This window comes from Paraburkholderia bryophila (assembly GCF_003269035.1).
Lineage (GTDB): Bacteria > Pseudomonadota > Gammaproteobacteria > Burkholderiales > Burkholderiaceae > Paraburkholderia > Paraburkholderia bryophila.
Genome location: NZ_QLTK01000005.1, coordinates 50,270 through 76,668 on the forward strand (window position 1 = coordinate 50,270; position 26,399 = coordinate 76,668).

The 26,399-nt window shown below is 63.1% G+C and carries 26 protein-coding genes; 11 read left to right on the forward strand and 15 right to left on the reverse strand.

What is annotated here, in order from left to right; all coding sequences use genetic code 11:
• Positions 1-22: 22 nt before the first annotated feature.
• Genes BX591_RS10720 through BX591_RS10730 form a run of 3 tightly spaced genes read right to left on the reverse strand, consistent with a single transcriptional unit; the run spans position 23 to position 2,567 of the window.
• Positions 23-1,042 carry a flippase-like domain-containing protein gene (locus BX591_RS10720; protein WP_111931024.1) on the reverse strand — a complete coding sequence of 340 codons (1,020 nt, stop codon included), beginning with the start codon at positions 1,040-1,042 and terminating at the stop codon, positions 23-25.
• Positions 1,039-1,863, reverse strand: coding sequence for a HalD/BesD family halogenase (locus tag BX591_RS10725; RefSeq protein WP_111931026.1), 825 nt, complete (start codon positions 1,861-1,863; stop codon positions 1,039-1,041). The genes BX591_RS10720 and BX591_RS10725 overlap by 4 nt, the downstream gene beginning before the upstream one ends.
• Positions 1,860-2,567 carry a CDP-alcohol phosphatidyltransferase family protein gene (locus tag BX591_RS10730; protein WP_111931034.1) on the reverse strand — a complete coding sequence of 236 codons (708 nt, stop codon included), beginning with the start codon at positions 2,565-2,567 and terminating at the stop codon, positions 1,860-1,862. Before BX591_RS10730 ends, BX591_RS10725 begins: the two co-directional genes overlap by 4 nt.
• A gap of 240 nt (positions 2,568-2,807) precedes the next feature.
• Here BX591_RS10730 and BX591_RS10735 point away from each other — a divergent pair, with 240 nt between their 5' ends.
• Positions 2,808-3,239 carry a hypothetical protein gene (locus BX591_RS10735; RefSeq protein ID WP_111931511.1) on the forward strand — a complete coding sequence of 144 codons (432 nt, stop codon included), beginning with the start codon at positions 2,808-2,810 and terminating at the stop codon, positions 3,237-3,239.
• Positions 3,240-3,378: 139 nt separating this feature from the next.
• Here BX591_RS10735 and BX591_RS10740 read toward each other — a convergent pair whose 3' ends face one another.
• Positions 3,379-5,355, reverse strand: a complete 1,977-nt coding sequence (locus BX591_RS10740) for a PhoX family protein (RefSeq protein ID WP_111931036.1) — start codon at positions 5,353-5,355, stop codon at positions 3,379-3,381.
• 210 nt (positions 5,356-5,565) lie between these two features.
• The gene (locus BX591_RS10745; protein ID WP_111931038.1) at positions 5,566-6,102 is read right to left on the reverse strand and encodes a hypothetical protein; all 537 of its coding nucleotides are present in this window, start codon (positions 6,100-6,102) and stop codon (positions 5,566-5,568) included.
• 626 nt (positions 6,103-6,728) lie between these two features.
• On the opposite strand from BX591_RS10745, the gene BX591_RS10750 reads away from it, so the two are divergent.
• The 3 genes from BX591_RS10750 to BX591_RS10760 all read left to right on the forward strand — a co-directional run bounded on the left by BX591_RS10750 (position 6,729) and on the right by BX591_RS10760 (position 9,195).
• Entirely contained in the window at positions 6,729-7,880 is a 1,152-nt protein-coding gene (locus tag BX591_RS10750) for a porin (RefSeq protein ID WP_111931040.1), read from the forward strand.
• A gap of 293 nt (positions 7,881-8,173) precedes the next feature.
• Positions 8,174-8,545, forward strand: coding sequence for a sugar ABC transporter ATPase (locus BX591_RS10755; protein ID WP_111931042.1), 372 nt, complete (start codon positions 8,174-8,176; stop codon positions 8,543-8,545).
• A gap of 134 nt (positions 8,546-8,679) precedes the next feature.
• On the forward strand, positions 8,680-9,195 hold the full coding sequence (locus BX591_RS10760) for a metal-dependent hydrolase (protein WP_111931044.1): 516 nt from the start codon (positions 8,680-8,682) through the stop codon (positions 9,193-9,195).
• 28 nt (positions 9,196-9,223) lie between these two features.
• On the opposite strand, the gene BX591_RS10765 is transcribed toward BX591_RS10760, so the two are convergent.
• The 3 genes from BX591_RS10765 to BX591_RS10775 form a co-directional block, all read right to left on the reverse strand.
• Positions 9,224-10,045, reverse strand: coding sequence for an AraC family transcriptional regulator (locus BX591_RS10765; protein ID WP_176343057.1), 822 nt, complete (start codon positions 10,043-10,045; stop codon positions 9,224-9,226).
• A gap of 121 nt (positions 10,046-10,166) precedes the next feature.
• A complete protein-coding gene (gene epsC / locus BX591_RS10770; protein ID WP_111931048.1) occupies positions 10,167-11,093 on the reverse strand; it encodes a serine O-acetyltransferase EpsC in 927 nt (308 codons plus the stop codon).
• A gap of 130 nt (positions 11,094-11,223) precedes the next feature.
• Positions 11,224-11,457: a hypothetical protein gene (locus BX591_RS10775; protein ID WP_111931050.1), complete on the reverse strand. Its 234-nt coding sequence runs from the start codon at positions 11,455-11,457 to the stop codon at positions 11,224-11,226.
• A gap of 321 nt (positions 11,458-11,778) precedes the next feature.
• Here BX591_RS10775 and BX591_RS10780 point away from each other — a divergent pair, with 321 nt between their 5' ends.
• Together BX591_RS10780 and BX591_RS10785 are read left to right on the forward strand one after the other, a co-directional pair.
• Complete coding sequence (locus BX591_RS10780; protein ID WP_111931513.1) at positions 11,779-12,231, forward strand: DUF3005 domain-containing protein; 453 nt, start codon at positions 11,779-11,781, stop codon at positions 12,229-12,231.
• A 263-nt stretch (positions 12,232-12,494) separates the two neighbouring features.
• The gene (locus BX591_RS10785) at positions 12,495-13,100 is read left to right on the forward strand and encodes a short chain dehydrogenase (RefSeq protein WP_111931052.1); all 606 of its coding nucleotides are present in this window, start codon (positions 12,495-12,497) and stop codon (positions 13,098-13,100) included.
• A gap of 107 nt (positions 13,101-13,207) precedes the next feature.
• On the opposite strand, the gene BX591_RS10790 is transcribed toward BX591_RS10785, so the two are convergent.
• Positions 13,208-14,146 (reverse strand): SMP-30/gluconolactonase/LRE family protein, encoded by a 939-nt coding sequence (locus BX591_RS10790; protein ID WP_111931054.1) that lies wholly within the window; start codon positions 14,144-14,146, stop codon positions 13,208-13,210.
• Positions 14,147-14,844: 698 nt separating this feature from the next.
• Here BX591_RS10790 and BX591_RS10795 point away from each other — a divergent pair.
• A complete protein-coding gene (locus BX591_RS10795) occupies positions 14,845-15,549 on the forward strand; it encodes a helix-turn-helix transcriptional regulator (RefSeq protein WP_111931056.1) in 705 nt (234 codons plus the stop codon).
• Here BX591_RS10795 and BX591_RS10800 read toward each other — a convergent pair.
• Positions 15,533-15,850, reverse strand: coding sequence for a helix-turn-helix domain-containing protein (locus BX591_RS10800; RefSeq protein ID WP_035559541.1), 318 nt, complete (start codon positions 15,848-15,850; stop codon positions 15,533-15,535). The two genes, BX591_RS10795 and BX591_RS10800, sit on opposite strands and share 17 nt — an antisense overlap.
• A 155-nt stretch (positions 15,851-16,005) precedes the next feature.
• On the opposite strand from BX591_RS10800, the gene BX591_RS10805 reads away from it, so the two are divergent.
• A complete protein-coding gene (locus BX591_RS10805) occupies positions 16,006-16,599 on the forward strand; it encodes an acyl-homoserine-lactone synthase (RefSeq protein ID WP_111931058.1) in 594 nt (197 codons plus the stop codon).
• A gap of 99 nt (positions 16,600-16,698) precedes the next feature.
• Here BX591_RS10805 and BX591_RS10810 read toward each other — a convergent pair whose 3' ends face one another.
• Entirely contained in the window at positions 16,699-17,388 is a 690-nt protein-coding gene (locus BX591_RS10810) for a FadR/GntR family transcriptional regulator (protein ID WP_111931060.1), read from the reverse strand.
• Between the two features lie 271 nt (positions 17,389-17,659).
• Here BX591_RS10810 and BX591_RS10815 point away from each other — a divergent pair, with 271 nt between their 5' ends.
• The 3 genes from BX591_RS10815 (at position 17,660) to BX591_RS10825 (ending at position 20,594) form a co-directional block, all read left to right on the forward strand.
• Positions 17,660-18,127: a universal stress protein gene (locus BX591_RS10815; protein ID WP_111931062.1), complete on the forward strand. Its 468-nt coding sequence runs from the start codon at positions 17,660-17,662 to the stop codon at positions 18,125-18,127.
• 165 nt (positions 18,128-18,292) lie between these two features.
• Positions 18,293-19,087 (forward strand): helix-turn-helix domain-containing protein, encoded by a 795-nt coding sequence (locus tag BX591_RS10820; RefSeq protein WP_420849362.1) that lies wholly within the window; start codon positions 18,293-18,295, stop codon positions 19,085-19,087.
• A gap of 154 nt (positions 19,088-19,241) precedes the next feature.
• Positions 19,242-20,594: an SUMF1/EgtB/PvdO family nonheme iron enzyme gene (locus BX591_RS10825; RefSeq protein ID WP_111931066.1), complete on the forward strand. Its 1,353-nt coding sequence runs from the start codon at positions 19,242-19,244 to the stop codon at positions 20,592-20,594.
• A 188-nt stretch (positions 20,595-20,782) separates the two neighbouring features.
• Here BX591_RS10825 and fhuB read toward each other — a convergent pair whose 3' ends face one another.
• From fhuB to BX591_RS10845, 4 genes are read right to left on the reverse strand one after another with little or no spacing between them, the layout of a single operon-like run.
• Complete coding sequence (fhuB, locus tag BX591_RS10830; protein ID WP_111931068.1) at positions 20,783-22,831, reverse strand: Fe(3+)-hydroxamate ABC transporter permease FhuB; 2,049 nt, start codon at positions 22,829-22,831, stop codon at positions 20,783-20,785.
• Between the two features lie 43 nt (positions 22,832-22,874).
• A complete protein-coding gene (locus BX591_RS10835; RefSeq protein ID WP_111931070.1) occupies positions 22,875-23,840 on the reverse strand; it encodes an ABC transporter substrate-binding protein in 966 nt (321 codons plus the stop codon).
• A complete protein-coding gene (locus BX591_RS10840) occupies positions 23,837-24,646 on the reverse strand; it encodes an ABC transporter ATP-binding protein (RefSeq protein ID WP_111931072.1) in 810 nt (269 codons plus the stop codon). Before BX591_RS10840 ends, BX591_RS10835 begins: the two co-directional genes overlap by 4 nt.
• Before the next feature lie 10 nt (positions 24,647-24,656).
• Complete coding sequence (locus BX591_RS10845; protein ID WP_111931074.1) at positions 24,657-26,375, reverse strand: cyclic peptide export ABC transporter; 1,719 nt, start codon at positions 26,373-26,375, stop codon at positions 24,657-24,659.
• Between the last annotated feature and the right edge of the window lie 24 nt (positions 26,376-26,399).

Consider the following 26,399-nt stretch of genomic DNA (forward strand, 5'->3'; position numbering starts at 1 on the left):
GTCCTTTGAAAAAATACGGAGTTTAATCGACAACCGGCACGCGCCCCGTGGCGCGCCGCCGTTGCCAGCTTCGTTCGCTGAAGTGCAAAACCAGCAAGCCCGGCAAGCCTAACAGGATTTCGCGCGCGCGCTTGGCCAGCGACAACGCCAGCGCCGCGTCCGGCGGCAATCCGACCAACGGCGCGAGCAGCAGATAACCGCCTTCCTGCACGCCGAGCGAACCCGGAATCATAAACGCTGCGCCGCGGATCGCCTGACCCAGGCTTTCCAGCAGCAGCGCATCGACCCAGTCGACCGGATGACCGAGAAAGCGCAACGCGAGCCACACTTCGACCGTGCCGACGATCCACCCCGCGAGACTCAACGCGAAGCTCGCCGCCACCCGGCCGCGCTCACGGTACATGGCTTGTACGGCGGCGTCGACGGCCTCCGCGCGCGTCATCAACGAAGACCAGTCGCGCTTGCCGAACACTTTGGACACCACGCCGAGCAGCTTGCCGAACAGCCCGCGCCGCTGCGCAAAATAGAAACCGACGATCATCGCGCCGAGCACGCCCGTGGCAATCAACGTGGCGGTTTGCAGATCGTGCAACGCCCCGTGCGCGGCATAGGCGCCGAACAGCAGCAGTCCGCCCAACGCGAAGATGATTTGCGCGAGCGCCTGCGCCGTGGTGCTGACCGTGATCGCGGCGGCCGCGTCGCGCATACGCATGCCGCGCTGCGACAGTTGCCGGACCATGACGACCGGACCGCCGATCTGGCCGGCCGGCAGCAGACTGTTCACCGACTCGCCGATCCAGCGCCCGAACAGCGCGTCGCGCAACGACAGAGCGTGATGCACGCCGTCGTGACGGCGGCGGAACAGCACGGAGATCGCGCCGGCGTCCAGCACGAGCGGCACGACGTGGAACAGCGCGACGAGCGCGAGCCCCCAACCGGCGGCGAGCAGCGTCGACGCGACCGAGCCGAAACCCTGCCACGCGAGCAAGCCGACAAACAGCGCCGTCCCGATCGACAGCAGAATCAAAGCCGCGCGACTCACGACCGATCCTTGCCGCGTGCGGTCATCTGACGGAATACCTGGCGGAAACCGAAGTACGCGATCGCGTCTTTCATGTTCGAGATGAAGCGGCGCCACGGCCGCATGTTCGGGTCGGTCACGTATTCGAACGTCAGCGACACGCGCATTTCGTTCGCGCCGGCCGGCGTGATGCGATGGCGCAGTTTGTCGCCGTCGAAAAACACGAGGCCGCCGGGCGGAATTTGCACCGAGCCCGGTTGATCCGGCACATCCGGATTGCGTGTGTGCAACTCATAGTCGAGCCGGCACGACGATTCGTCGATCACGCCGAGCAACAGGGTGTAGCGGCGGCCGTCATAGTACGAAGTATCGTAGTGCCAGCCGATGTGGTCGCCCGGTCGCGTGTAGTAGTACAACGCGTACGCATGCGGATCGTCGGCGGGCGAAAGCTGCAGTTTGTCGCCGCTCAGTTGCTCGAGCCAGCCGATCAGTTCCTTCGAGCGGTACAGCTCGGCGATAAAAGGCGCGAGGCGGTCGATCGTATGACGGCTGACGCTGCCGCCCTGCTTGTGACCCGGCAGATAGTTGCGGTTGACTTCGTCGAGCAGCGAACGCGCGCTGTGGGCGAGCTGGGCGGTGACTTCCGGCGCGAGAAAATCTTCCATATAGAGGAACGCGCCCTGGTCCGCGAAATCCTTGCGCAAACGCGGGTTGTCGAACGTCCGCGTGCGGCCCGACACCGCGCGGTCCGCGTTCGGTGCGGCGGCGGAAGGCGCCGCCGAAGCCGGCGAGCGTTCGGCTGAAACGGGAGCGATCACGTCGTCGTTGGCTTGCGTACTCATTCGCTGGCCCACATCCGACGGGGTTCGGAAGCGCTGGCGGTCACGACCGGCGCCACAGCGGCAGCGGCTCGGCGCGCCACACGCCAGTAATCGACCACCACCCACGCGGCGAACAGCGGCGCGCCAATCGAGGCCACCACGACGAACGGCATCACGACGCTCATTAGCGTGACAATGGGTAGCAGGTACAGCACGTCTTCGGTTTCGAAACCGCCGACCGAGGCCTGCCTGGTGCCCGCCTTGCCCGCCATTTCCTCGATACGCATGCGCAGGAAGAAAATTAGCGCAACGGCCACGCCGGCCAGCGCGCCAAGCCAGCCCGGTTCGACCTTCAGACCGCCAATGTGTGCCGCGCCCACACCCATTCCCATACCGATGAACAGCATGACGGTGACGGCTGCGTCGCAAGCGAGGTCGTAAAAATGACCGATTCGGCTGGACTTCCCGCCGATGCGCGCGAGTTCGCCGTCCGTATGGTCGACGAAGTTCGACAGCACGATCAGGAAGGCGCCGGCATTGGCCCACGCGAAACCGCCGCGCGCGAGGCACAGCGCACCCGCCAGCCCGATCAGCAGGCGCAGCGTGGTGAGGTGGTTCGGCGTGACCCAGGTGTTCACGAGCGGTGTCACGAGTCGGCGGGCGAGCCGCGCGTCCCATGTTCTGGGCGGCGGAACGTTAATTGGAGTTTGGGGTCGCGAATTCATAACCCGGAAATATATACGGGATCGAGAAAGATTGCTTTCTTCCCGGCCGTTTCTTTGAGGTGGGATCATTACCGCGACAGGTTAGCGGATGAGCAGAATCTGCTGAATCGATATAAAGTGCGAATCCAGTTGCGCCTGCCATGCAGGATCTCTTCGATGCGCAACGTATTTTCGGGACCGACGCGACGCCGCCACCCGTTGCGAACACACTACATCGAACCCTGATTGCCGTTCACCTTTATGAAACGTTTGTTTTGCTCCGTAGCGCTTGCGCTGGCCGCCACGCTACCCCTTACCAGCCATGCCGTTGCCCTCGACGCGCCGCTCGCGTGCGATGAAAGCGGCCATCAGTTCATCGCCGATCTCGCGCAGCAGCAATTGATCGATCCGAAGCCGACGCGCGTGGAGAGCAATTCGATCAACGCCTTCTCGCCGACGTCCGGCGCCGATCTGACCGCTTACGGATTCCGTATCTTCGCGGTGGTCGGCTACGAAAAAGACGACCCGATGTTCCGCGTCGGCGACGGCGAACCGCTCGCCCGTTCCGCCTACGGCGTGGTGGTGTTCGGTAGCCAATCGAAAGTGCAGAGCGCGATTACGGCTGCGGGCAGCACGGCGATCGTGCATCGCGTGGCGCCGCTGATCACGGCGATTTTCTGCAAGCGGAATTGAGGCGGTGCGGCGCTAGCGCGCCCGCGAAGCGACGAGGCCCCCATGTGGGGCCTCGCCTGTTTCCGGCGCATGGAAACGGCACTAGTGGCGGTGGAGGCTCGGATCGCGAATGGGTTCGCCCCACTCCGAGCCCTTCCCCTTAAAGCTTCACCGCCGCCGGATCCGCCGTCAGATACCCGACCGACGCGCCGAACCGGTCCTTATAGTTCGCGCGCACCAGCGGCTCGAGCGTGTCCCGCAACGACTGCGTATGCTGGCTGCCCCAGTCGCCCGCGTGCTGGAAGTTGCTCATGATGTAAGTCCAGCCGTTGAGCTCGTCGACCGCGTGCAAGCCGGTCGATTCGGCGCCAGCCGGCGTCGACAGCAAACGCGTGAGCTGTTTCGTGTCGACGTTGTACGCCCACAGGAAATTGTTCACGTGGTAGCCGCTGTCCTCGCCGATAAACAAGGTGCGCAGTTTCTCCGAGAACTTCAGATTGTCCGGATTCGCGACCCGCTCCGGATCGGCCTTGTTGCCGAGCGCGTCGGCGGTGATGTCCTTGCCGACCAGCAGCGCGCTGGTATGCACCGGCACCCACTCGCTGTTGATCGCCGCGCCGCCGTTGTCCTTCTGACCGCCCGCGAGCTTGTGCTGAAGCACGCCACCGGCGTTGATCGCGGCATCGACGGAAATGTTGCTCTCCGCATTCCAGCCTTTCGCCGTATTGCCCTTCACCATCGAATCGACGATGTTCTGCAACGCCGAGTAGGCGATCTTGTCTTTAATGTTGACCGTCGTGCCTTCCATCTTCGTGAAGCCCATGCTACCGCCCGCCAGGAACGCGTAACGATGGGTTTCGAGGAACGCCGCGACCTTTTCCTTGCCCGGCACGATGCGAACCCACTGCGCGACGCCGCCGGCGAAAACCTTCTTATAGCTGGCGTCGGCCGGATCGGTCCATTTGACGTCCATCACGTCCTGCGGACGGTTCGATTTCGCCATCGCCTCGACTTCCGCGCTCGTCGCGTGGCCGAGCTTGATCCACGACAGGTCGGCGCCCGCGGCGGCCGGATCGACCGAGAAACCCGCGCCCACTTTCGCGACATACAACGTGCCGGCCGACAGATCCTTCTCCACGTCGGCCACGAACATGAAGAGGCCGCTGTTGGTCGCGTCGTCGCCCATCAGCACCGTGCGGTTGTCCGGCATCACCTGCACGAGTTCGTGCGAAATACGTCCGAGACAGTAGTGTTTTTTAACGCTGCCGGTGCCGTCCGCCTTGACCGTGATCTCGGGCAGATGCCCATAAAGGTACGGGTTGAAGGCGATGTTCGTGTTGCCGTACAGGTTCTCGTTGTACGCCTTGTATTGCGCGAGGTTGCTCGTGCTGATCGTGAACGCGTCCGGCTCGTACTCCTCGCTGGACAGGTGCGTATTCCATGGCGAAAGACTCGCGCCGCACGTGATCCACAGGCCATTCGCGGGCGACGTGTCGACGTTGTGGTACTTCACGAGCGACAGCTTGCCGGTAGCGGGATCCTGGTCCAGCGTCAGCACGGCGATCGGCGACGGCAGACGACCGTACATATCCGAGCCGGACTGCGAGCGCGTGGTGTATTCGAACTGGACCACGGCGAACACCGTGTTGCCCTTCACGCCGGCCACCTTGGCGCCGTCGATCTTCAGCAGCGACGTGCCGTCCGGCGAGTCCGAGAAAAACTGGCGCCGTTGCGCGGGCACCGTGTCGTCGTAGATAGGCTGATTGTTGATGTCGAAGTAACCGCCCGCCAGCACGGTGCCGCCCTTGCCGTCCGGCACCATGTCGCCGGTCATGAAGAACGGCTGATAGGCAAGCTTATAGGCCCGTTTGGAGCCGTCGGAATACGACACGGTCAGGCTGGAGCCGACGGTGGTGGTCGCCATCAGCGCCGGATTGGCCAGCGACGGCGCCGGCATGCCGGCAAACGAAGCCGACGTGAAGTTCGCGACGGGCGTGGCCGCCGGGCCGGCCAGATCGTTGCCGCCGCCGCAGGCGGTCAGCATCGACGCCGTGGCAAGGCCGCCTAACGGCAGCATCGGCGCACCGGCCAGGAGTTTGAGGGCCTTGCGGCGGGAAAGATCGAACGGCTCTGCCATGTTGTTGTGATCCAGGGTTCGGGTAGCGTGGGTGAATGCACAGTCGGCACGCACTCAGACCCAAAACCGCATGGCTCACGCTCGCGCCGCTATGACGCGAGGATTCTATGAAGTGAATGTGAAAGTATATTGACAGCTATTGGTAATGTTTAATTTGGCTTTCTGTCAGTCAACCGCGCAATCCGGTGCCGTGTGTCGCTTTCCCTGCCGTTACCCCGGCCGACGAAACTCGTTTTCGACCCACGCAACGGCGCTCGCCTTGCTGAGTTTGAAGTTCGGCGCGACCTGAACTTGCGCGAGCTGTTCGCCGAACTGGTCGAGCGCGGTCAGCAGCGCGTACGGCTCGATGTCGTCGGGAACGATGTCTAGTGTGATGTCGAGTTCGTCGTTGCCGTCGGCGCTCGACACCCGCACTTCTTTATGCAGTTGCGCGCGCAGTTGCTGTTCGTGACGGCGTAGCACTTCCGACGCGGTCTTCACCAGCGTGTTGAACGCCGAGGTGTCGAGCGGCTTCGGATCTTTCTTGTTGCGGCCCATGGTCCACGGTCCGACGAGCGCCGGTTCCGCTTCGCCATCTTTGATCATGGCGACGGCCCAGCCTTCGTCGTCTTCGTTCTTGATGACGCGCGCGGTCCAGCCGTCGTCGCGCCACAAGCGTGCTTCATGTACGGTTTCGTCCAGTTCGGACGAGCCTTCCGTCGTGATATCGGCAGCATTGTCGGACGATGGAAGGGGGATGTCGGTCATTACAGGTTTACTCACGTTCGCGGGGCGGAAACACATCTGAAGCACACGATTCTACCTGCCCGGCTCGTGCCCAATGTGGCCCTCTGACGAACGGACAAGCCTGAGCGAGCCCGACAAGACCCGAAATATTCTGTTTCCTTATTCTCGTAAACTTATAAATCAATTATAAAAAGTTTATAAAAAAACGCGGCCCGTGGGCCGCGTATAAAAGATGAAAAAGACACCCTTGGTCAAAGGGTGACTCAATTGTAGAGGCGAAATTCTCCGGGATAGATCATCTCAACCGGAAGAGTGATTTGCAGAAAACGCAATGAATCCACGGACTAACGCAATCCCTTGCCGATCCTTTCCCCGTAACGCACAGCGGGCAGCGTCGCGATCGAGCAACGTCGCACCATTGACAAGGCATTCACGAATTATCCGCCCCATACAATTCCCCTTTATTTATCCGCACTTACCTGTTTTCAATACGCCATTAAGAATTTGAAAATTTATTGTTGTGCCATATGCGATTAAAGATACGAATAGCAGGAATACACTTCGCTGCGGATCGTCAGGCAGCCGGCGGAATCGGCGGTCGGCACTGGAATGCGATTCTCTATGCACTGTCCCGGAGTTATCTAAACATGAAAAAAACCCTCATCGCAGCAGGTCTCATGGGCGCGCTCGCCTTCAGCGCTCACGCACAAAGCAGCGTCACGTTGTACGGCACGCTGGACGCCGGCCTCGTCTACTCGAACAACCAGGGCGGCCACAACAACTGGCAGCAAGGTAGCGGTTCGGTGTCGAACACGTACTTCGGCCTGCGTGGCAGCGAAGATCTCGGCGGCGGTCTGCACGCCATCTTCACGTTGGAAAACGGCTTCAACCTGAACAACGGCCAGGACACGGAAAGCAGCACGATGTTCAATCGCCAGGCCTTCGTCGGTTTGAAGAGCGATCAGTACGGTGCGCTGACGCTCGGCCGTCAATACGACTCCGTGGTCGATTACCTCGGGCCGCTGTCGGAAGCCGGCGCGGGCTATGGCAACAACCTCGCGGCTCACCCGTTCGACAACGACAATCTGGACAACTCGTTCTCGATCAAGAACGCGGTGAAGTACACGAGCGCGAATTACGCGGGCCTGAAGTTCGGCGGCTTGTACGGTTTCAGCAACTCCGCCGGCCAGTTCTCGAACAACCGCGCATGGAGCGCCGGTGCTTCGTACGACAACGGTCCGTTGAGCGTCGCGGCGGCTTACCTGCAATTGAACCAGTCGGGCAGTTCGAACCTGGACGGCGCCGTGTCGCAAGGCGACGGCACCGCCGCTGTCGCGGCGAACCTGCAGCGCACGTTCGGCGCGGGCATCAACTACACGTACGGCCCGGCAACGGCCGGCTTCGTGTACACGCACACGCAACTGGACGGCATCACCGGCGTGGACGTCGGCGGCGTGACATTGCCGGGCATCTCGGGCACCAACCTGCATCTCGACAACTACGAGCTGAACGGCAAGTACGCGCTGACGCCGGCCTTGAGCCTTGCGGCGTCGTACACGTTCACCGACGGCAAGATGTCGGGTTCGAACGGCTCGGGGGATCCGAAGTGGCACACGGTCTCGCTGCAAGGCGACTACTCGCTGAGCAAACGCACCGACGTGTACGTAGAAGGCGTGTATCAGCATGCGTCGGGCGAACTCGGCAACTTCGGCGCGAACGTTGCGTCGATCAACACGCTGGCGCCGTCGTCGACCGGCAATCAGGTGGCTGCGGCCGTCGGTCTGCGTCACCGCTTCTAAGTTTTTTCCATGGTGTTTTGTGGAGCGGATCCATCGATCCGCTTTGCAACCGAACCCGCGCGCGACACGATCGTGCGCGGGTTTTTTCATCGGCCTTACGGTTCGACGTGTAACGCAGGCAGATAGTGACGGCGGCGCCATGCGGTGGGTATACTGAGCTCGGCTGCCTTGCCTGCCGCAATGTCATTGCGGTTGAACGGCGGCTTCGTCGCGAAGCATGACGCACACGTTGTATCGCGCTTCGCCCGCGCCCCAAGTTCCCGTGCCTGACCGGGGACGCCGACGACCGGATCATGAAAAGACTTTTCCTGCTTGCGCCTGTTGTTTCCGTTGTCTCCGTTGTTGCCGTGACGGCCTGCCTCACTGCCTGCGGTTCCTCCAGCGGTCCCATCCGCGACGCCTCCCAGCCGATGATGTACGTGTCCTCGCAACGCGCTCCCGCCTACATCGCCGATTGCCTCGAAAGCCACCTGTCGCGTATGCGCCTGTCGAACGTCGGCGGTGCGACCGAGATCGCCGTCGGCTCCGATTCGAACGACTCGTATTTCGTGACGCTGACGCCGTACAACGCCGGCTCGGTCATCAAGGTGATGCATCCGGCGAACGCGCCGGACGATCCGCCTGAACCGGAAATGCGCTTCGATATTGCACGCTGCGCGACCTGAGATTCGAGTCGCCTGTTTGCAGTTTGAAGGCCACGCCGAACCGCGAATTTTTTTAACTCGCGGATCGGCTATTTTTTTATCCGCGCTTCTGCGAACATAGCCGCCCTTTGTTCTTCCAGACGGCGCGAGTTTCGATGGCATCCAGCAAAGCACATCACGCAACCGGGTTTGCGGCCGGCGTCATCGCGGCGGCGGTGGTCGCGCGTGTCGGCGGCGGCGGTCCGTTTCATCTCGGTGTGTTGCTGAGCTTTATCACGGGCGTGGCGGGCAGTACCGCGCCGGATTGGCTCGAAGTGGCGTGGTGGTCACGCGCGCGTCGTCTGTGGATCACGCATCGCACGCTGACGCATTGGGGCGTGGGTTGGCTCGCGTTGCTCGCGGCGTCGTATCACTGGCTCGGGCATTCGGTCTATGCCGCGCCGGCGTTCGGCTTCGCGTGCGGCGGCCTGATGCATCTGCTGGCCGACTGGCCGAATCCGCTCGGCGTGCCGTGGATCGCCGGCCGGCATTCGTTGAATCTGTGGAACAGCGGACACTGCGATCTGATCGTGGTGGCCGCTTCGTGGGTCGCGGCGTGGTTCGTCGGTCAGCATGTCTGGCTACATGGCGTGCATGGGCTCACGATGCTGCGCTATTTGCGAGCGGGGTAATCGTCACGATGGCGAGAAGCCCGGCGGATCAGCGGATCGCCGCCGCGTAGTTCGCGGGCGTCACGCCAAGCAGGCGCACGAACGCGCGCGTCATGTGGCTCTGATCGGCGAAACCGGCGGCAGCCGCTGCGTCCGCGAGCGTCGCGCCTCGCGCGATCCATTGTCTTGCGAGTCCCACGCGCCGCTGCATCCGGTAAGCGTGCGGCGGTAGTCCCATTTCGTGCGCGAACCCGCGCAGTAACTGAAAGCGGCTCAGGCCGGTGTCGGCGGCGAGTTCGGCGAGCGTGAGCAATGCGCAAGGGTCGTCGTCGATACGGGCTTTCGCGCGCGCGATCGGCCCCAACGCTTTCGCCGACGACACTCGCGCCGGTTGCGTCGCATGAGCGCGGACCAGATGTCCGAGCAGGTCGAGCAGCACTTCCTCCCGAATCAGATCGTCGAGCACGGCGTGCGTCTCTACCGACACCGCGAACAGCTTGTCGAACCGACGCTTCAGCAGAAGATCGCGCGCGACCGGCTGGGTCAGCTCGATCTCGCACGCCGCCGCGCCGTTGAGTTCACGGGCGACGCCGGTCAGCATCGACGGTTCGAAATACAGCATGCGCCACGCGCGGCCGCGTTCGTCGAGCGGACTGCCGTCGTGGACTTCGCCGGGATTGACCATGATCGCGTCGTTCGCGCGCGCCTCGACGACACCGCGCCCGCTCGCCGACCGATGCCCGCCGCTAACGATCACGCCAACACCAAAGCGATCATGCGAATGACGCGGAAATGCGTGCGCGGTTTCGGCCACCGTCGCTTCGACGCCGGCGAGCGCGCAACGCGGCATGTGGACGCGACCGCGTGACATGATTGGCGGCCTCAGCAGCGTGGCGACGACTGGCGCTGGAACTGGAGCCGACGCCGAAGCTGGAGCTGGAGCTGGAGTTCGGGCCGACGCTCACACTCACGTTCGCCACCAGACCCGCGCATTACCCGCGCCCCTCGTCGCCGCGTTCGCCTTCGCGGATCTTGCCTTGCGACACGCTGCTGCCCGGCGGCACGCTATGCGTCAGCCACACATTCCCGCCGATCACCGATCCGCGTCCGATCGTGACGCGCCCGAGTATCGTCGCGCCGGCGTAGATCACCACGTCGTCCTCGACGATCGGATGGCGCGCGTTGCCCTTGATCAACGTGCCGTCGAGATCCGCCGCGAAGCTCTTCGCGCCGAGCGTGACCGCCTGGTACACGCGCACGCGTTCGCCGATGATCGCCGTCTCGCCGATCACGACACCCGTGCCGTGGTCGATGAAAAAGCTCGGCCCGATGGTCGCGCCAGGGTGAATGTCGATTCCGGTTGCCGAATGCGCGATCTCGTTGATGAAGCGCGCGAGCAACGGCACGCCGAGCCGATGCAATGCATGCGCGAGCCGATGGTGCGTCATGGCCCACACGCCGGGATAGCAGAGGAGAATTTCGGTAATGTGCTGCGCGGCCGGATCGCCGGTAAAGGCTGCCTGAATGTCGCTGACCAGCAGCGCGCGAATGGCCGGCAACTGGGTGCCGAATTCACGCGCCACGTTGAACGCGCGCGCCTTCAGTTCGGCGTCCGGCGTCGCGCCGAACTCGGGCAGAAAACGCAGCGCGCGGCGGATCTGTTCCGCGAGCAGGCGCAGCGTGCTTTCGAGCGTGTGGCCGACGTAGTAGTCGACGGTTTCATCCGTCAGATCGGGCGCACCATAGTGCGTGGGAAACAACGCCGCGCGCAGGCCGGCAACGATGTTGATCACCGCGTCACGCGACGGCAGTTCGCGAATACCGAGCGGATGCCGCGTGCGATGCAATTCTTCACGCGACGCGCGCAGGTCCGCGACGATCTGTTCGAGACCCCAGTTATGGGCAGGCACATTAGGCATAAAAGGACGGCGCCGCGCGCGGGCGCGGTTCAGAGTGATTGTCCCGAGAGATTACCGCGTTTTGCCGCGACTCGCGCAGCGCCGGCTCGGGCTCCACTCTGCTGGATGTGGCGCGCGCGGCGCGTCTGATTCAGATGGTCACGCTGCTCGCGTCGATCCAGCGCACGGCCCAATCGCGGGCATGCGCGATGGCGGCGCCTTCATCGGAAAAACACAAGTCGGTGGGGAAAAAACGGTTGGCGACCAGTTCGCCGTCGCTCGAACGCGAGATGACAACATAAGGTTGCCAGGAGCCGTCGACCGCCCGCGCGGGCGCGCAATTCAACAAATAGCCGCGATGTGTGAATGCAGCATCGAAGTGCATGTGTCACCCGCCCTGACGGCCCCATAAATGTTTTCAGTAGCGCACGGTTGCCTGTTAGCGGCGTGCTACCGGCCGCGATGAAATGGCCGGACAAATGTCGTCAAATTAACCGCGCTGCGCTCGTCGGAGTAAGATCATACTCTGTAGAAAATGCGCGTCCATTAAAAAAACGAAAAGAATTCTGGGCGTAATCGCCAGCTCAAATGCGCGCCGTACGTAAGGGCGGCGCAAGCGCCGTGCAAGTCGCGCGCCAACTTTTTGTGCCGGGCGGAACGGGTTTTGCTGCACTTCACCCATGTCCTCTTCCAAGGAGAATGCATGATGAACAGCGATATCAACAAGCCAGCAGATACCAGCACGCAGCCGCGCACGAGCGGCCCGACCACGACCGAATTGCACAACGACCGCACGCACGATAGCACCGTCGACACCGACGGCAAGAACCTCGAAGCCGCGCGTATCGCGGGCCACAGCCCGATCGCGCCCGACGAGATCACCACCAGCAACGCGACGCTCGTCAACAGCGTGCCGGAAGCGCTCGACGGCATGGCCGGTTTCGATAGCCGGGTCGGCGGCAATCATTTGCTGCTCGCGCTCGAACCCGGTTACACCGTGATCGACCGGGGCATGGTCGCGCCGCAAGAAAACTATTCCGCCGATCACCAGTTCGACGATCCGCGCCCCGTCGGCAGCCGCCAGGATCGCGGCCGCATTCACTACGCGCTCAATCATCTGCGACCTGCGCGCGTGATCGAATTACATCGGGTGAAATAAGTATTCGCGTTACGCGCATGTTTTATGTCTGTTTGAATAGGCGCGCGCGGCCCCATTAAACCCAGTGTGTTGAAGCGCACGCCGTTTGAATAACGGTGTGCGTTTGCTTTGGGTTTGTCTCGCACCCCGGCGCACACCTCCGCGCATATTGCACCGCAGCGATTGGAAACCCACGGTTGCGAGACCTACACGCCGTCGCGCCTTTTTCGCGCTGCCAGAGCCCGGCACAATCCAGCACACGTCAACACTCAATGGAACAGCAGATGAAAAAGATCGTCGTGATCGGCGCCGCCGGTACGCTCGGCCAGGCAGTGACCGCGGAACTGAAAGCCCGCAATGAAGTGATCGAAGTCGGCGCGACGCGCGGCCAATATCGTGCCGACATCACCGACCCCGCGAACGTCGAACAGTTGTTCCGCGAGATCGGCAAAGTGGACGGCGTCGTCACCGCAACCGGCAAGGTACATTTCGGCCCGCTGCCGGACATGAGCGTCGACCAGTTCTGGGTCGGCTTGCGCGACAAGCTGATGGGTCAGGTCAACGTCGTACTGACCGCTCAGCAATACCTGAACGACGGCGGTTCGCTCACGCTGACGAGCGGCATCCTCGCCGACGAACCGATTCGTCTCGGTGCGAGCGCAACCACCGTCAACCTCGCGCTCGAAGGTTTCGTGCGCGGCGCGGCGATCGAATTGCCGCGCGGTATCCGCATCAACGTGGTAAGTCCAACCGTGCTGACCGAAGCGCTCGACGCTTATGCGCCCTTCTTCCGCGGCTTCGAACCGGTGACCGCGCAGCGCGCGGCGCTGGCTTACGTACGCAGTGTGGAAGGCGCGGAGACGGGCCGCGTGTATCGCGTCGGTTACTGATTCTGATCGGAGCGGGCAGTTGGGATGCGGTCATGCCGCATCCCAACGCGGCGCCGCTTTGCGTTGCGTTGCGGCGGTGGACACAAGCGCGCGACCGCGTGAGCTATTCAACCGCCCTGCACGCCCTGCGTATTCACGTAGAGCGAGTACAAACCATGGCTCGCCGCCATGAACAGCCGGTTGCGATGCCGCCCGCCAAAGCACACGTTCGCACACCGCTCCGGCAACGCAATGTGACCGATAGCTTCGCCTTGCGGCGTGAAGATACGCACGCCGTCGAGTTCGTCGCTGCCCATCCCCCAGCCGCACCATAGATTGCCGTGCACGTCGACGCGAAAGCCGTCCGGCGTGCCGGGACCGGCGTCGATCAGCACGCGGTTATTCGCCAGCGACGCGCCATTATCGGCGACGTCGAATGCGCGAATCTTGCGCGGCTCGCCACGCGACTCGACGATGTACAGCACCGACTCGTCCGGTGAAAATGCAAGGCCGTTCGGGCCCAGCACGTCGTCGGCGACCATGCTCACCTCACCCGATTGGCCGTCGATGCGATACACGCACGCCGGCAACTCCGACTCCTGAGGCTCACCCTCATAAAAACTGTCGATACCGAAGGTCGGGTCGCTGAACCAGATCGAGCCATCCGCTTTCACGACCACATCGTTCGGCGAGTTGAAGCGCTTGCCGCGATAACGGTCCGCGAGCACGGTAATCGAACCATCGTATTCGGTGCGCGTGACCCGGCGCGTCAAATGCTCGCAGCTAATCAGGCGCCCCTGCCGGTCGCGCGTATGGCCGTTCGCATTGTTCGAAGACTGCCGGAAGGTACTGACCGCTCCGCTCGTTTCATCCCAGCGCAGGATGCGGTCGTTCGGAATGTCGCTCCACAGCAGATAGCGACCGTCGCCGAACCAGACCGGCCCCTCCGACCAGCGCGCGCCCTGATACAGACACTCGACGGAAGCGGACGCCAGCGTCAGCGCCTTGAAGCGCGAATCGAGCACGCGAATGGAGGGATCTGGATAGCGTCGGCTGGTGTCGGTCATGCTGGTTGCGCGATGGAGGAAGAGGAGTGAGGGGCGGCCCATGCGCCCGGGGCGAAGATATAACGGGCGAGCGTGCGGATCCGCGCCAGGCTCAGCATTTTTCCGTAGTCGGGACCCATAGCGGGATTTGCGCGTGCGCGCGAAATGGCGGAGCCAAGGTAGCACCGGGCTCGCAATGTTGTCAAACAACCTGAAACTCGCGGCGTCGCCTCGAACACCCGGGAGAAGGCGAAGAAGATTAGGATCAGCAATCGGCCGATTTTGTATGACAATAGCGACTGACACGCAAAACACCGGAACATCAAGGCGCACGCGGGCCTTAAAAAAACCGGAATTTTGGCATTTAGCGTGCTTTTGCCTTAAATTTCGGCAAAAAATCGCCAATTAGAATGGGTTTCGCAGTTATGCTGCCACTGCCATGCATCAAAATGGCGGCTAACGCGGGAGTCTCGCGCTCAAATGATCCACGAATGCCTATTGGGTAAGGGATTCAGGTAGACAGAGCCGTTCACTCGCCGCTTCGCAGAATCACGAAAATGATGTTTCCTTCGAGAATCTCACCCGGCTTTGCAAAATAATTTTTGGTGATAGATTGTGAAGATAACAACAACCGCAGGTCATGCCCTCCCGCAATTAACCGCAGCGGGCAGCCTGCGAGTCTGAGAGAGCCAAAATTGTCGCTACATTTTATCGAGCAGATGGCACCGCTACTGAACGCCGCCGACGAAGCGGAATGGTTCGGTGCAATCACGGGCCTTGCCGAGACGTGGGGCTTCGACAAGCTTTTGATCGCCATGCTGCCGCGCCCGACCATCCGGCTTGAAGACGCGTATATCCGCAGCACGTACGCGCCCGTCTGGCGCCGTACCTATGATGAACAGGGAATGGTTCACATCGACCCGACGGTCGCGCATTCCATGACGCGCTCCACGCCGCTGATCTGGTCGCCGGATATCTTCGAGACCGACGCGCAGCAGGCAATGTTTGAAGAAGCGCGCTCGCATGGGCTACGCGCCGGCGTAACGTTGCCGATTCATGGCCCGAATCAGGAAGCCGGCATGATGTGCTTCGTCAACGATACCAACCCGAATGAGGCATTCTGGCGTCATATCGACGTGGCACTGCCGAATTTGCTGTTATTGCGCGATCTGGTAATCGATACCAGTCAGAAGCATTTGAATACGCACGCGCAGACTTTATTGCCCAAGCTGACGCCGCGCGAACGCGAATGCCCGAAATGGACCGCGCGCGGCAAATCCACCTGGGAGATCTCCCACATCCTGAACTGTTCGGAAGCCGTGGTGAACTTCCACATGAAGAACATCAGGACGAAATTCGGGGTGAATTCGCGGCGCGCGGCGGCCGTGATTGCCGCACAACTCGGGCTTATTGACCCGGGTTGAGCAACGCGGCGGCGTCGCGGCTGAACAGCACCCGTTCGGCACGGCCCAGGTCCGCGTCGGAAACGGTCTTGGTGAAATACAGGCCCAGCAGAATCGACACCGGCGCCGGGATTTCCGCGCCCGATTCAAACCGGCTGCCGCGCGACTGCGTCACGCCGAAACGCGCCCAGAAACGGCGCTGGCTCTCTTTCTTCTTTTTGCGATAAGCGATGATCAGCACGCGATCGACCGCCGTGGAAGGCTCGGCTGCACGGGTTTGCAGGCCGGTTTGCGGTTGCCAATGATTTTCGAGAAGTTCCATTTTCTTGTCCTGTCGGTTAAGTACGGATGCCTGTCTCGAATTCTGCGTTACCCGATAAGCATTCACACCTACCTAGGTAGGTAGGTGGCAGCGCGATTCATAATGCATAAGTTTTCCTGCGTATTGGCTACCCCCAACACGTTCAGGAGAACGTCATGCAACCAGTAATCCGGATTGGAATGCGGCAGGAATTTGACAACGAGGACATCAACGAGATGTACCGTCTGCGGGCCCGGGTATTTCAAGGGCGGCTGGGATGGGAAACACCTACCATCGCGGGCATGGAGGTCGACGGCTACGACGCCCTCGGGCCGCTCTACATGCTGATTCAGGACGAAAACGGCCGCGTGCGCGGCTGCTGGCGCCTGATGCCGACCGAGGGTCCGAATATGCTGAGGGACACCTTCCCGCAGTTGCTGCACGGTGAACCGGCGCCCGCCGGGCGGACCATCTGGGAATTGAGCCGGTTCGCGATCGAAACCGGCGGCGAGGACCAGTCGTTCGGTTTTGCCGACCTGACCATGCACGCCATCCGGGAAGTCATCCGGTATGCGATCCAGATAGGCCTCACCAGTTATGTCACCGTGACGACCACGGCGATCGAACGCATGTTGCGCAAAACCGGCATGGAGATCAGCCGGATCGGGCCGCCCGTGCAGATCGGCGTGGAACGGGCGGTGGCGCTGGACGTGGCCATTAGCGAAAAAACCCGCCTCGCGCTATTCGGGCCGATGGCGGCGGCGGCTTAACCGACTTAGCTAACTTAATCGCCTCAACCCGCTTGACCGCTTGACCGCTGCCGCGGCGCCGACAACGCCGCGGCAACACAAAGGCCGCCGCCTGCCCGCTCAGGAACCGAACATCCGTTCAAGCGCATTACCCAGATGCGCTCGCATCGCCGCACCGGCTTGCGTCGGGTTCCGCCGGCGAATCGCGTCGAGCACGGCGAGATGCTCGTCCTGCACCAGTCGCTGGCGCTCTACCGCCTTCACCAGCGAAAGATTGCGCGACAAATTCATGCTGAACAAAATCTGTTCTTCGATAAACGACATGACCGTGATGAAAAACGGATTCCTGGAGGCGCGCGCCACCGCCAGGTGGAACAGGAAGTCGTCGTTCGCGCCGATCTCCTGGGTTTCGCCGATGCGTTCCAGTTGATCCCATGCATGCTGGATCGCGGCAATATCGTCGGCGTCGGCCTTCAGCGCGGCATGCTCGGCCGCGCCCGCTTCCGTCACCATCCGGAATTCGTAGCAGCGGCGGATGTCGGACAGCGTTTCGAGCGGCGCGAAACGTCGTACGTCCGGATCGGGCCGACGCGCGACGGTCGTACCCGACCCATGCCGCGTCATGATGACGCCGTCCGCCCGCAGACGAGCCAAGGCTTCCCGCACTGTCGGCCGCGACGTCGCAAAGCGTTCCGCCAGCGCGTGTTCAGTGGGCAAGCGCTCACCTTCCTTGTACTCGCCCTCGACAATGCGATTCAGAATATCGCCGTAGATCTTGTCGGGGAGGGCTGTGGTCTTGCGCTCGTTCATCAGCGGGGCTGAAGCAGCTTGTCTGAGTAGGTCTTAATTGTAAGGCAAACCCGGCGCGCTCCTGCCCAGGATATGCGTTCCGTATCGGCGCGCGGGCGCAGCGGGCGGTCAGCGCTCAAGCTGAAGGACCGGCCACGCTCTGCGTCGCCATCACATAATTTGACGAGTCTTTGATTTACATCCAGCGCGCCCGCATCTTTTTCAGCGATCATTTAAGCTTGCATCGGCAAAGAATCGCCCAATCCTCTTTGAGTTAAGACGCGGAGTCGATATGTACACACGCATTCTTGTCGCGGTCGACGGCAGCAACACCTCACGCCGTGCATTCGAATCAGCGCTCGCGCTCGCCAAATTCAGCGGCGCCGAGTTGCAGCCTTTCTACGTCGTCGAGAACACGCCAATGTATTTCGAGGCGCCCGGTTACGACCCGTCCGTCCTGCGTAACCGTCTCGTCGAAGAAGGCAAGGAACTCGGCGCGGAATTCGCCAAGGCCATGGTCGAGCACGGCGTGAAGGGTGAACTCGTGGTGGGCGAGGCGTCGTCGCTCGACGACGTTTCAAGCACCGTGCTGAAGGCCGCCGCCGCGTTCAACGCCGATCTGCTGGTCATGGGCACGCACGGCCGGCGCGGCGTCCAACGGCTGATTCTCGGCAGCGTGGCCGAGCGCTGCGTGCGTCAGGCGAGCTTGCCGGTGCTGCTGATTCCCTCCGCCGCGGGCAAGAATAGCGAAGCCGCGTGACGAGTCGCGGTGTGTGGAAACTCGTCGCATGGCAGTCCGCGCCCCTTTAACACGGATCTGATATCGCTCAAGATGCCTAACTGTTCGTGCGCGTCATTTTGCCGCTAAATGTGCGACGTGGCCGGTGGGACAATCAGTCATTACCCTGACAAATGGCTGCAGAACATGTTGACTTCTACCACCGCCGCATCCCCCGCCCACGCCGGCGATTCCATCGCAAGTTCAACGCCGGTGCGCGGCGGCCGTCGTGCGGCGACCTTCCGCCCGAGCACGCGCAGCACCGCCCGCTGTTCGAGTTGCGCGATGCGTCAGCTCTGCATGCCGCAAGGTTTGTCCCCCGATGAGTTGACCAAGCTCGAAACGCTGATCTGTTCGGCACGCTCCGTACAGCGCGGCGAAGCGCTGTATCGCAGCGGTGATCGCTTCGACAGCATCTACGCCGTGCGCTCCGGTTCGATGAAAACCGTCATGGCGCACCGCGACGGCCGCGCGCAGGTCACCGGTTTGCGTCTCGCCGGCGAGGCACTGGGCCTCGACGGCATCAGCGAAGACGTGCATGCATGCAGCGCCCTCGCCCTCGAAGACAGCACCGTCTGCATCGTCCCGTACACCGCGCTCAAATCGCTATGCCGCGAAATCGGCTCGATGCAGGAACGCCTGCATAAACTGCTGGGCGAGCAGATTGTTCGCGAGGCCGCGCAAATGATGGTCCTCGGTTCGCTGTCGGCGGATGAACGGGTCGCCGCCTTCCTGCTCGACGTGTCGGCGCGCAATGCGCAACGCGGTTATTCGTCGGCGGAATTCAACTTGCGGATGACGCGGGAGGACATGGGCAGCTATCTCGGCACGACGCTCGAAACCGTGAGCCGTACCCTGTCAAGATTTCAAAAGCGCGGGCTGATCGACATACAAGGCAAGCACATCCGGATCGCCGATCTGGACGGTCTGCGGCACCTCTGATCAAGCGGTCTCGCGCGTAGCCCGGGCAGCCGCGCGGAACAGCGGTTCGCCACCGAGGTCTCGCCGGTTTCCGTCGCCGCGCGGTCATCGTGGCATGGCTCCTGCGACTCGGGTACAGTCTTGAGTCTGTCCCCCCGCAAGGAGACCCGGCGAAATGAACCGCGACCCCGCCCCGCATCACCCGCTCGTCCAGCGCCTGATCGACGCGCGTCGAATTACCGACGACCTCTTCACCATCGTCAAACCCGAGTTTCTCTATGAACGGCCGATCCGCGAGCGTCATCGCATCGTGTTTTATATCGGCCATCTGGAAGCTTTCGATCGTAATCTGTTCGACCAACGCCTGTGCGATCTGCCAGCGTTCGACCCACATCTCGACCAGCTTTTCGCGTTCGGCATCGATCCCGTCGACGGCGGCTTTCCGACCGATCAACCCGGCGACTGGCCGTCGCTCGACGCGGTGCGCGATTACGCGTCGCGCGCCCGCGAGCAGATCGATCGTGAAGTTCGTGCGCTCGCGGATCGGGCACCTCCCGGCCGCGGCGATAGCGAGCAGGCGGTCGCCGCGGAACAGCTATTGAACGTCGCGATCGAGCATCGGCTGATGCACGCGGAAACGCTTGCGTACATGCTTCATCAATTGCCGCTCGAACAGAAGGTCAGCGGGCTCAACGAGCCCGTGGTAACGCAGCCTGGCCGCGCGGAGGTGTTGGCGTCGATGGTCCGTGTGCCGGCGGGCACGGCCGTGCTCGGGATGTCGCGCGACGCCGGCCGGTTCGGCTGGGACAATGAATTCGGCGAGCTGCGCGTGGAGGTTCCCGCCTTCCAGATCGACCGTCACATGGTGACGAACGGCGCGTTTCTCGCCTTCATCCAGGCCGGCGGCTATCGCGAACGGAAATGGTGGTCCGACAAGGATTGGGCGTGGAAGGAAGCGGAGCAGATCGAGCACCCGGCCTGCTGGTCTCAACGCGACCCGCGCGACGCGCATGACGAAAACGAACTAAGCCACGAACACAACACGCAAGCCGCATGGACGCTGCGCACCATGTTCGACGACGTGCCGCTGCCGCTCGACTGGCCCGCCTACGTCAGTCACGCCGAGGCCAGCGCCTACGCGCGCTGGGCCGGCAAAGCGCTGCCCACCGAAGCGCAGTGGCAACGCGCGGCGCACGGCGCGCCGCACGCTGCGTCCGGCAATTTCGATTTCCGCGGTTGGGACCCGCGCCCCGTCGACGCCTATCCGGACAACGTCAGCGCATTCGGCGTGGAAGGTCAGTTCGGCAACGGCTGGGAGTGGACCTCGACCGTGTTCGACGCGTTGCCGGGATTCGAAGCGTTTCCGTTCTATCTCGGCTACTCGGCCAATTTCTTCGACGGCCAGCACTACGTGATCAAAGGCGGATCGGCACGTACCGCGCAATGCATGTTGCGGCCGGCGTTCCGCAACTGGTTTCAACCGCATTATCAATACGTCTATGCCGGATTCCGGTGCGTCAAGGCGTGACGCCGGGAGAAACTCCCGGTGAAACACTCGCCGGAACGTCGGGTCCCGATCCGAGGCTCGACACGTCAAGCGTGATGATCGGCCGAGCCTCGAGCATCGCCGGCACTAGCGCAAGGCGTTCGCGCTGTCAGGTCGGCAGGTCGGTCATACCGAAGCAGATCGAATCGACGCTCCAATGCCTCGGCCTCTCATGAAGCTTGCCGTCGACCGTTGCCGGCGCGCGGCGCCGTCTTCAAAAGCGACCACAACAAATAAGGTCCGCCGATCAACGCGGCCATCAGCCCCGCCGGCATTTCGTTAGGGAACAACAACAGGTTGCCGGACCATTGCGCCAGCACCATCAGCAGCGCGCCGATCGCCGCAGCCGCAAGCAGTTGATGCCGCGCGCGGCACACGCCGAGCGAGCGCGCAATATGCGGCGCCATCAAACCGACGAAGGACAGCGGCCCGACCAGCAGCGTCGAAGTTGCCGTCAATAACGCTGCAAGCAGCAGCGTCGCCAGCCGCGCCACACCGATAGGCACGCCTAGCGAACGGCTGGTGTCCTCGCCGAGCGACAGCAGTTCCAGCCAGTTGGCCAGCAACGGCGCCACCGCCAACCCGATCAGCGCAATCACCACCGCGATCGCGGCGACGAGTGGCTGTACGTAATAAGTCGAGCCGACGACGAAGTTCAGCAACAGCGCGGCGCGTGGATCGCCGCTCGCGGTCACGGTGCCGCTGACCGCCTGAAACAACGCGCCGATCGCGACGCCGATCAGCAACAGACGTTCCGGCGCGTATCGGCCGCGATGTCCGAACCAGACCAGAAACAGCAGCGTGCCGATCGAACCGGCGAGACAGGAGACGAACAGTCCGACCGGCCCCGGTGCGTCCATCAGGAACACCACCGCGACGATCCCGAGCGCGCCTCCCGAGCTCACACCGATCAGGTCGGGACTCGCAATCGGATTGCCCGTCATGCGCTGCACGAGCGCGCCGGCGATGCCGAGCATAACGCCCGCGGCAACCGCGGCGGCAGTGTGCGGCACATGCCAGAACGCGAGCGCCGTGAACTGGCTCGCGCCGACGAGCCCCCAACCGTCGAGGCCGCGCCGTACCAGCATCGAGCCCGCCACCGCGAGCGCGGTCAGCGCCACCAGTCCGACGATCAGCCGCACCGGCCGATGGTGTCGGAAAAACGCCGTGTTGTCGCGCGCGTCGGCCCTGAGGTCGGGGCGCGATTTGAGTTGGCGCAGCAGCCACAGCAGCATCGGCGCGCCGATCAGCGAGGTCACGGTGCCGGTCGGAATGAGCTGCGAGCCGAACACGCCGCTGACGGCGACTGCCTGCACGATTTCATCGGTGAGCCAGAGCAACGCGGCACCGAGCAGCGGCGCCCATATCAGGCGTTGCTGGAAACGCCGCGCACCGGCAAGTTTGGCCAGCGTCGGTGCGGCCAGACCGATGAAGCCGATCACGCCGACCGCCGCGACCACGCAGGCCGTCAAGGCCACCGCGAGACCCAGCGCGGCAAAGCGGGTACGCATCAACGAGATGCCGAGGCCCTGCGCCGTGCTTTCGCCGGCCTCGAACAGCGCGAGCGGACGACGCATCAGGTAGATCGCACCGCAGGCCACGACGAGCCGCCCGAACAGTGCGACGCTGGCATGCCAGCCCTGCTGATCCAGGGCGCCGCCGCCCCAGATCATCAGCCCGGTCAGCAGTTGAAAATGCGAGATCGCGAGCGCGAGGCTCAACGAGCCGCAGTAAAGACTCACGATCATGCCCGAGAGAATCACCGAGAGCGAGGCGAGCCGCTGCCGCCACGCCAGCGCAAAGACCAGCAGCATCGCAAGGCCGCCGCCCACCAGCGCAATCAGTTCGCGTTGGTGGACGAGCCATGCCGGCGCCCAGATTGCCGCGATCCCGAGCGCCAGATAGGCGCCGGGGAAAATGCCTAGCGTCATGGGTTCGGCCAGCGGATTGCGCAGCACCTGCTGCGAAATCGTGCCGGCCAGTGCGAGCGCCGCACCGCAGATCAACGTGATCGCGAGGCGCGGCAAAGCCGACTCGTGCAGGATCATCTGATGAAGATTGCCGGGCTGTGGCGCGCTCAGCGCAGTCCAGAGACTGGCGCCGCCGAGTTGCGCCCGCATCACCCAGAGCGTCAGCGCAAAGGCGGCGAGTATGACGAGCGACGCGACCGGCACGAGCACATTGCGCGGCGCGGCGGCCTCGCCGGAGGTCGCTTGCATGGCGTCGGCGGATGCGGATTTCCGGCGTGAAGACGGCAGGTGTTTAGATGACATGGATACCTGGCATGGCGCTGACGACAGCGCGAGCAAAACGCTGAACGGAAATCAGCGCGCCGGTCGCGGAGATGACCGGCAAAGTGGCGGTTCTTCCCGGCTGCGAGAACGGTAACTGACGCCACACGGGATTGAGTTGGAGCGTGCTCATATCGTCGTTCACGCTTGAACCGACCCAGAGGACGCACGCGTCGGGCACCGTCGCGAGCCGGTCGAGTTCGACGATCGCACGCGCGTTCTGCCCCACGAGGAAACCGCTGCCCGTGCGCTCGGACGCAACCGTGGCCGCGTTGCGCAAACCGAGCGTGCGGAGGATTTCGTCGAACATGCTGCCGGCGCCGAACACACGCAGATGACGGTCGTCGACGATCTGCGCGACGTAGACGGGCCGGTAGCCGCCTGCGGGCGCAGCGGCGTCGAGCGCGGCGCGCGACTGCGTCAGCACGTCGGCGGTTTCGTTCAGCAAGGCCTCGGCTCGGGTTGTCACGCCGAGACGGCGCGCCAGCGTCATTGCTTCGTCGCGCATTGCACGATACGGCTGCGGCGCGGTCGTGTAGGCGCCGAGCGTGAGAGTCGGCGCGATCCGTTCGAACGAAGCCTGCACGCTGGCATGCGCCGGCGTGATCACCATCAGGTCGGGGCGCAGTTCGTACAGCAGATCGTAGTTCGGCTGGAACAGTAAGCCGATGTCGACGACGCCTGCCGGTAGCGGCGGCACCACCACGCTGCTCACATACCACGCGGGCGCGGGCACGCCGACGGGGGACACGCCGAGCGACAGCAGCATTTCCGTCAGGTCCCAGTTCAGCACGATGATGCGGCGCGGCGCCTTCATGGCGGCCGTCGGCGTGGCACCCTGCGCGGCGGCCGCGAGGCCGAACGCGGCCGCCGCGATCGCCTTGAGGCAAACGCGGCGCGGCAGCGCGACCCGGGTGGGCGAAGCGCCGCCGCTCATTGCGGAAACCCCACCGGCCGGCCGTTGACCGGGTCTTCCAAAACATGCATGGGCACGCCGTAGATCGCTTCCAGATTCGGCCCGGTCATGATGTCGGCAGGGGTGCCTTGCATCAGGATCCGTCCGTGACGCAACGCCACGATCTGGTCGCAGAAACGCGCGGCCATATTGATGTCGTGCAATACCACTACAGCGGCGATGCTGCGTTGTTTGCAAAGCGTTCGCACGAGCTCGAGCACCTCGACCTGATGCGCAATATCCAGCGCGGAAGTGGGCTCGTCGAGCAGCAAACAGCGGCTGTCCTGCGCGATCAGCATGGCGAGCCACACGCGCTGACGTTCGCCGCCCGAGAGGCTGTCCACCAGCCGGTCGGCGTAATGCGTGACGTCGGTCATCCGCATCGCTTCAGCCACGTGCTCGCGGTCGTCGTTACCGAACACGCCGAGGCTGCCATGCCACGGGTAGCGGCCGAGCGCGACCAGTTCGCGCACCAGCAGGCCGTCGGTCGACGGCGTGTATTGCGGCAGATGCGCAACCCGGCGCGCGAAATCGCGCGGCTTCCACGAGCCGAGCGGTTTGCCGTCGAAGCGGATTTCTCCGGCGCCTTGCGCATGATGCCGCGCAAGGAGGCGCATCAACGTGGTCTTGCCTGAGCCGTTGTGACCGATGAGACCCGTCACGCGTTCGTGTGAAATCGACAGATCGATGTCGTCCAGCAGCCGCGTGCCGCCGATATCGAAGCGAACCTTGTCCAGTTCGAACAGCGGCGACGCGGACTGAGCCGCTAATGCACTCGTATTGACCATAAGATTCCGACTAGATCTGCGCGCCGTGCGCTGCGGGAAAAGAGGTGGCGTTCGTGCCGTGCGCGGTGAACGGATGAGCGGCCAGGACGGCTGGAGCTGCCATGAGTTCGGCCAGATGCGCGCCCTCGCCCTGTTCGACCACCTGGCCGAAATCGAGCTTGATGTAACGGTCCGCGAGGTGGAAATAGCGGTCGTCGTGCGTGATGACCAGCACGGTCTTGCCCTTCGCCTTCAGCTCGGGCAACAGGCGCCGATAGAACACGTCCTTGAAGAGCGGGTCCTGATCGGCGGCCCATTCGTCGAACAGGTAGAACGGCCGGTCTTCCAGATACGAGACCAGCAACGCGAGACGCTTGCGCTGGCCTTGCGACAATTCGAGCGTGGAGAACGCGCCGTTCTCGATCTTGACTTTGTGCGAGAGCTGCAGGTCGTCGAGCAGCGCGTGCGCTGCGGCGTCGACGTTGTCGAGGCGGATGCCGAGCAGCGTATCGAACAGGAAGAAGTCGCTGAACACCACCGAAAAGTGCTGCCGGTACGCGTCGCGCTGCGCCTCGCCGACTTCCTGGCCGTTGAGCAGAATACGTCCGCTTTCCGGCGTGTAGAGGCCGACGATCATCTTCGCGAGTGTGGTCTTGCCGCTGCCGTTGCCGCCGATCAGGTAGACGAGTTCGCCGGGACGGAAACTCAGATCGACCGGCCCCAGCGTGAACACGTCGTTCTCTTTCTCGCGGAAATAGCGATGCGTGACGCCTTCCAGCACGATGCTCTCGAACGAAGTCGCCTGTGCCGCCGCGACGGTATGCTCGACCGGCAGTTCGGCATTCAGTTGCTCGACCCGTTCGAGCGCGACCGCGGCCGTGCTGAGATTGGGAATCGCGGAGAGCACGCCTTCGATCGGCATGATCATGTACAGGAAGATCATCGCGTAGCCGGACATGACGTGCGGCTCGACCGGCACGTAGCGCGTCAGTACGAATAGCACGCAGCCGATAAACGCGAAGAAAATGAAGCTGCCCCAACTCGCCGCGGCCGCATACAGCACGTAGCCGCGCGTGCGCTGCACGCGCACCGCTTCGACTTCGGTCGCCAGCGTGCCGTCGATAAATTCGCGCGTGCGCGCCCGATGCAGCTTCAATTCCTTGGCGCCGTCGAACAACGCGCGAAACTGCCGCACCAGCGTGTCTTCGCGCTGCCGCGATTTACGCAGATGGAACACGCCGCGCGTATTGGCCAGATGAAATCCCGCCGAGCCGATCAGCACCGTCACGGCGGCGAACGCCAGCACCTGCCAGGACAGTATGCCGAGGTAGACGAGACAGCCCGCGATCACCGCACCGTTCATCACGAGGCCGGGCAAGCCGACGAACAGCATGACGATCGAATCGAGGTCCTGCGTCAACACGCTGAGCGAGCGCGCCGACCCTTGCCGTTCGACATGCGCGAACGGCGCGGACGAAATACGGTTGATGGTCTTCATGCGCAGACTCGCCTTGGCGTTCTGGCCGAGACTCATGAAGAGCGTTTGCGAGGCGGTCCGCGTGAATAGCACGACGACGCCGATCACGAGGAAACGCAAGCCGAGTTCGACCAGCCGCTCGCGCGAGGCCACGAGGGCCTGGTTGATGAGCGCCACCATCGAGGCATTGCCGAAGCCGCTGACGAGGCTCATACCGATCGCTAACAGCAAGCGCCGGCGCGAACCTTTAACCAGAAACCAGAGTGTGTGCATAGTGGTCGAGTGAAGCTTTCCGGG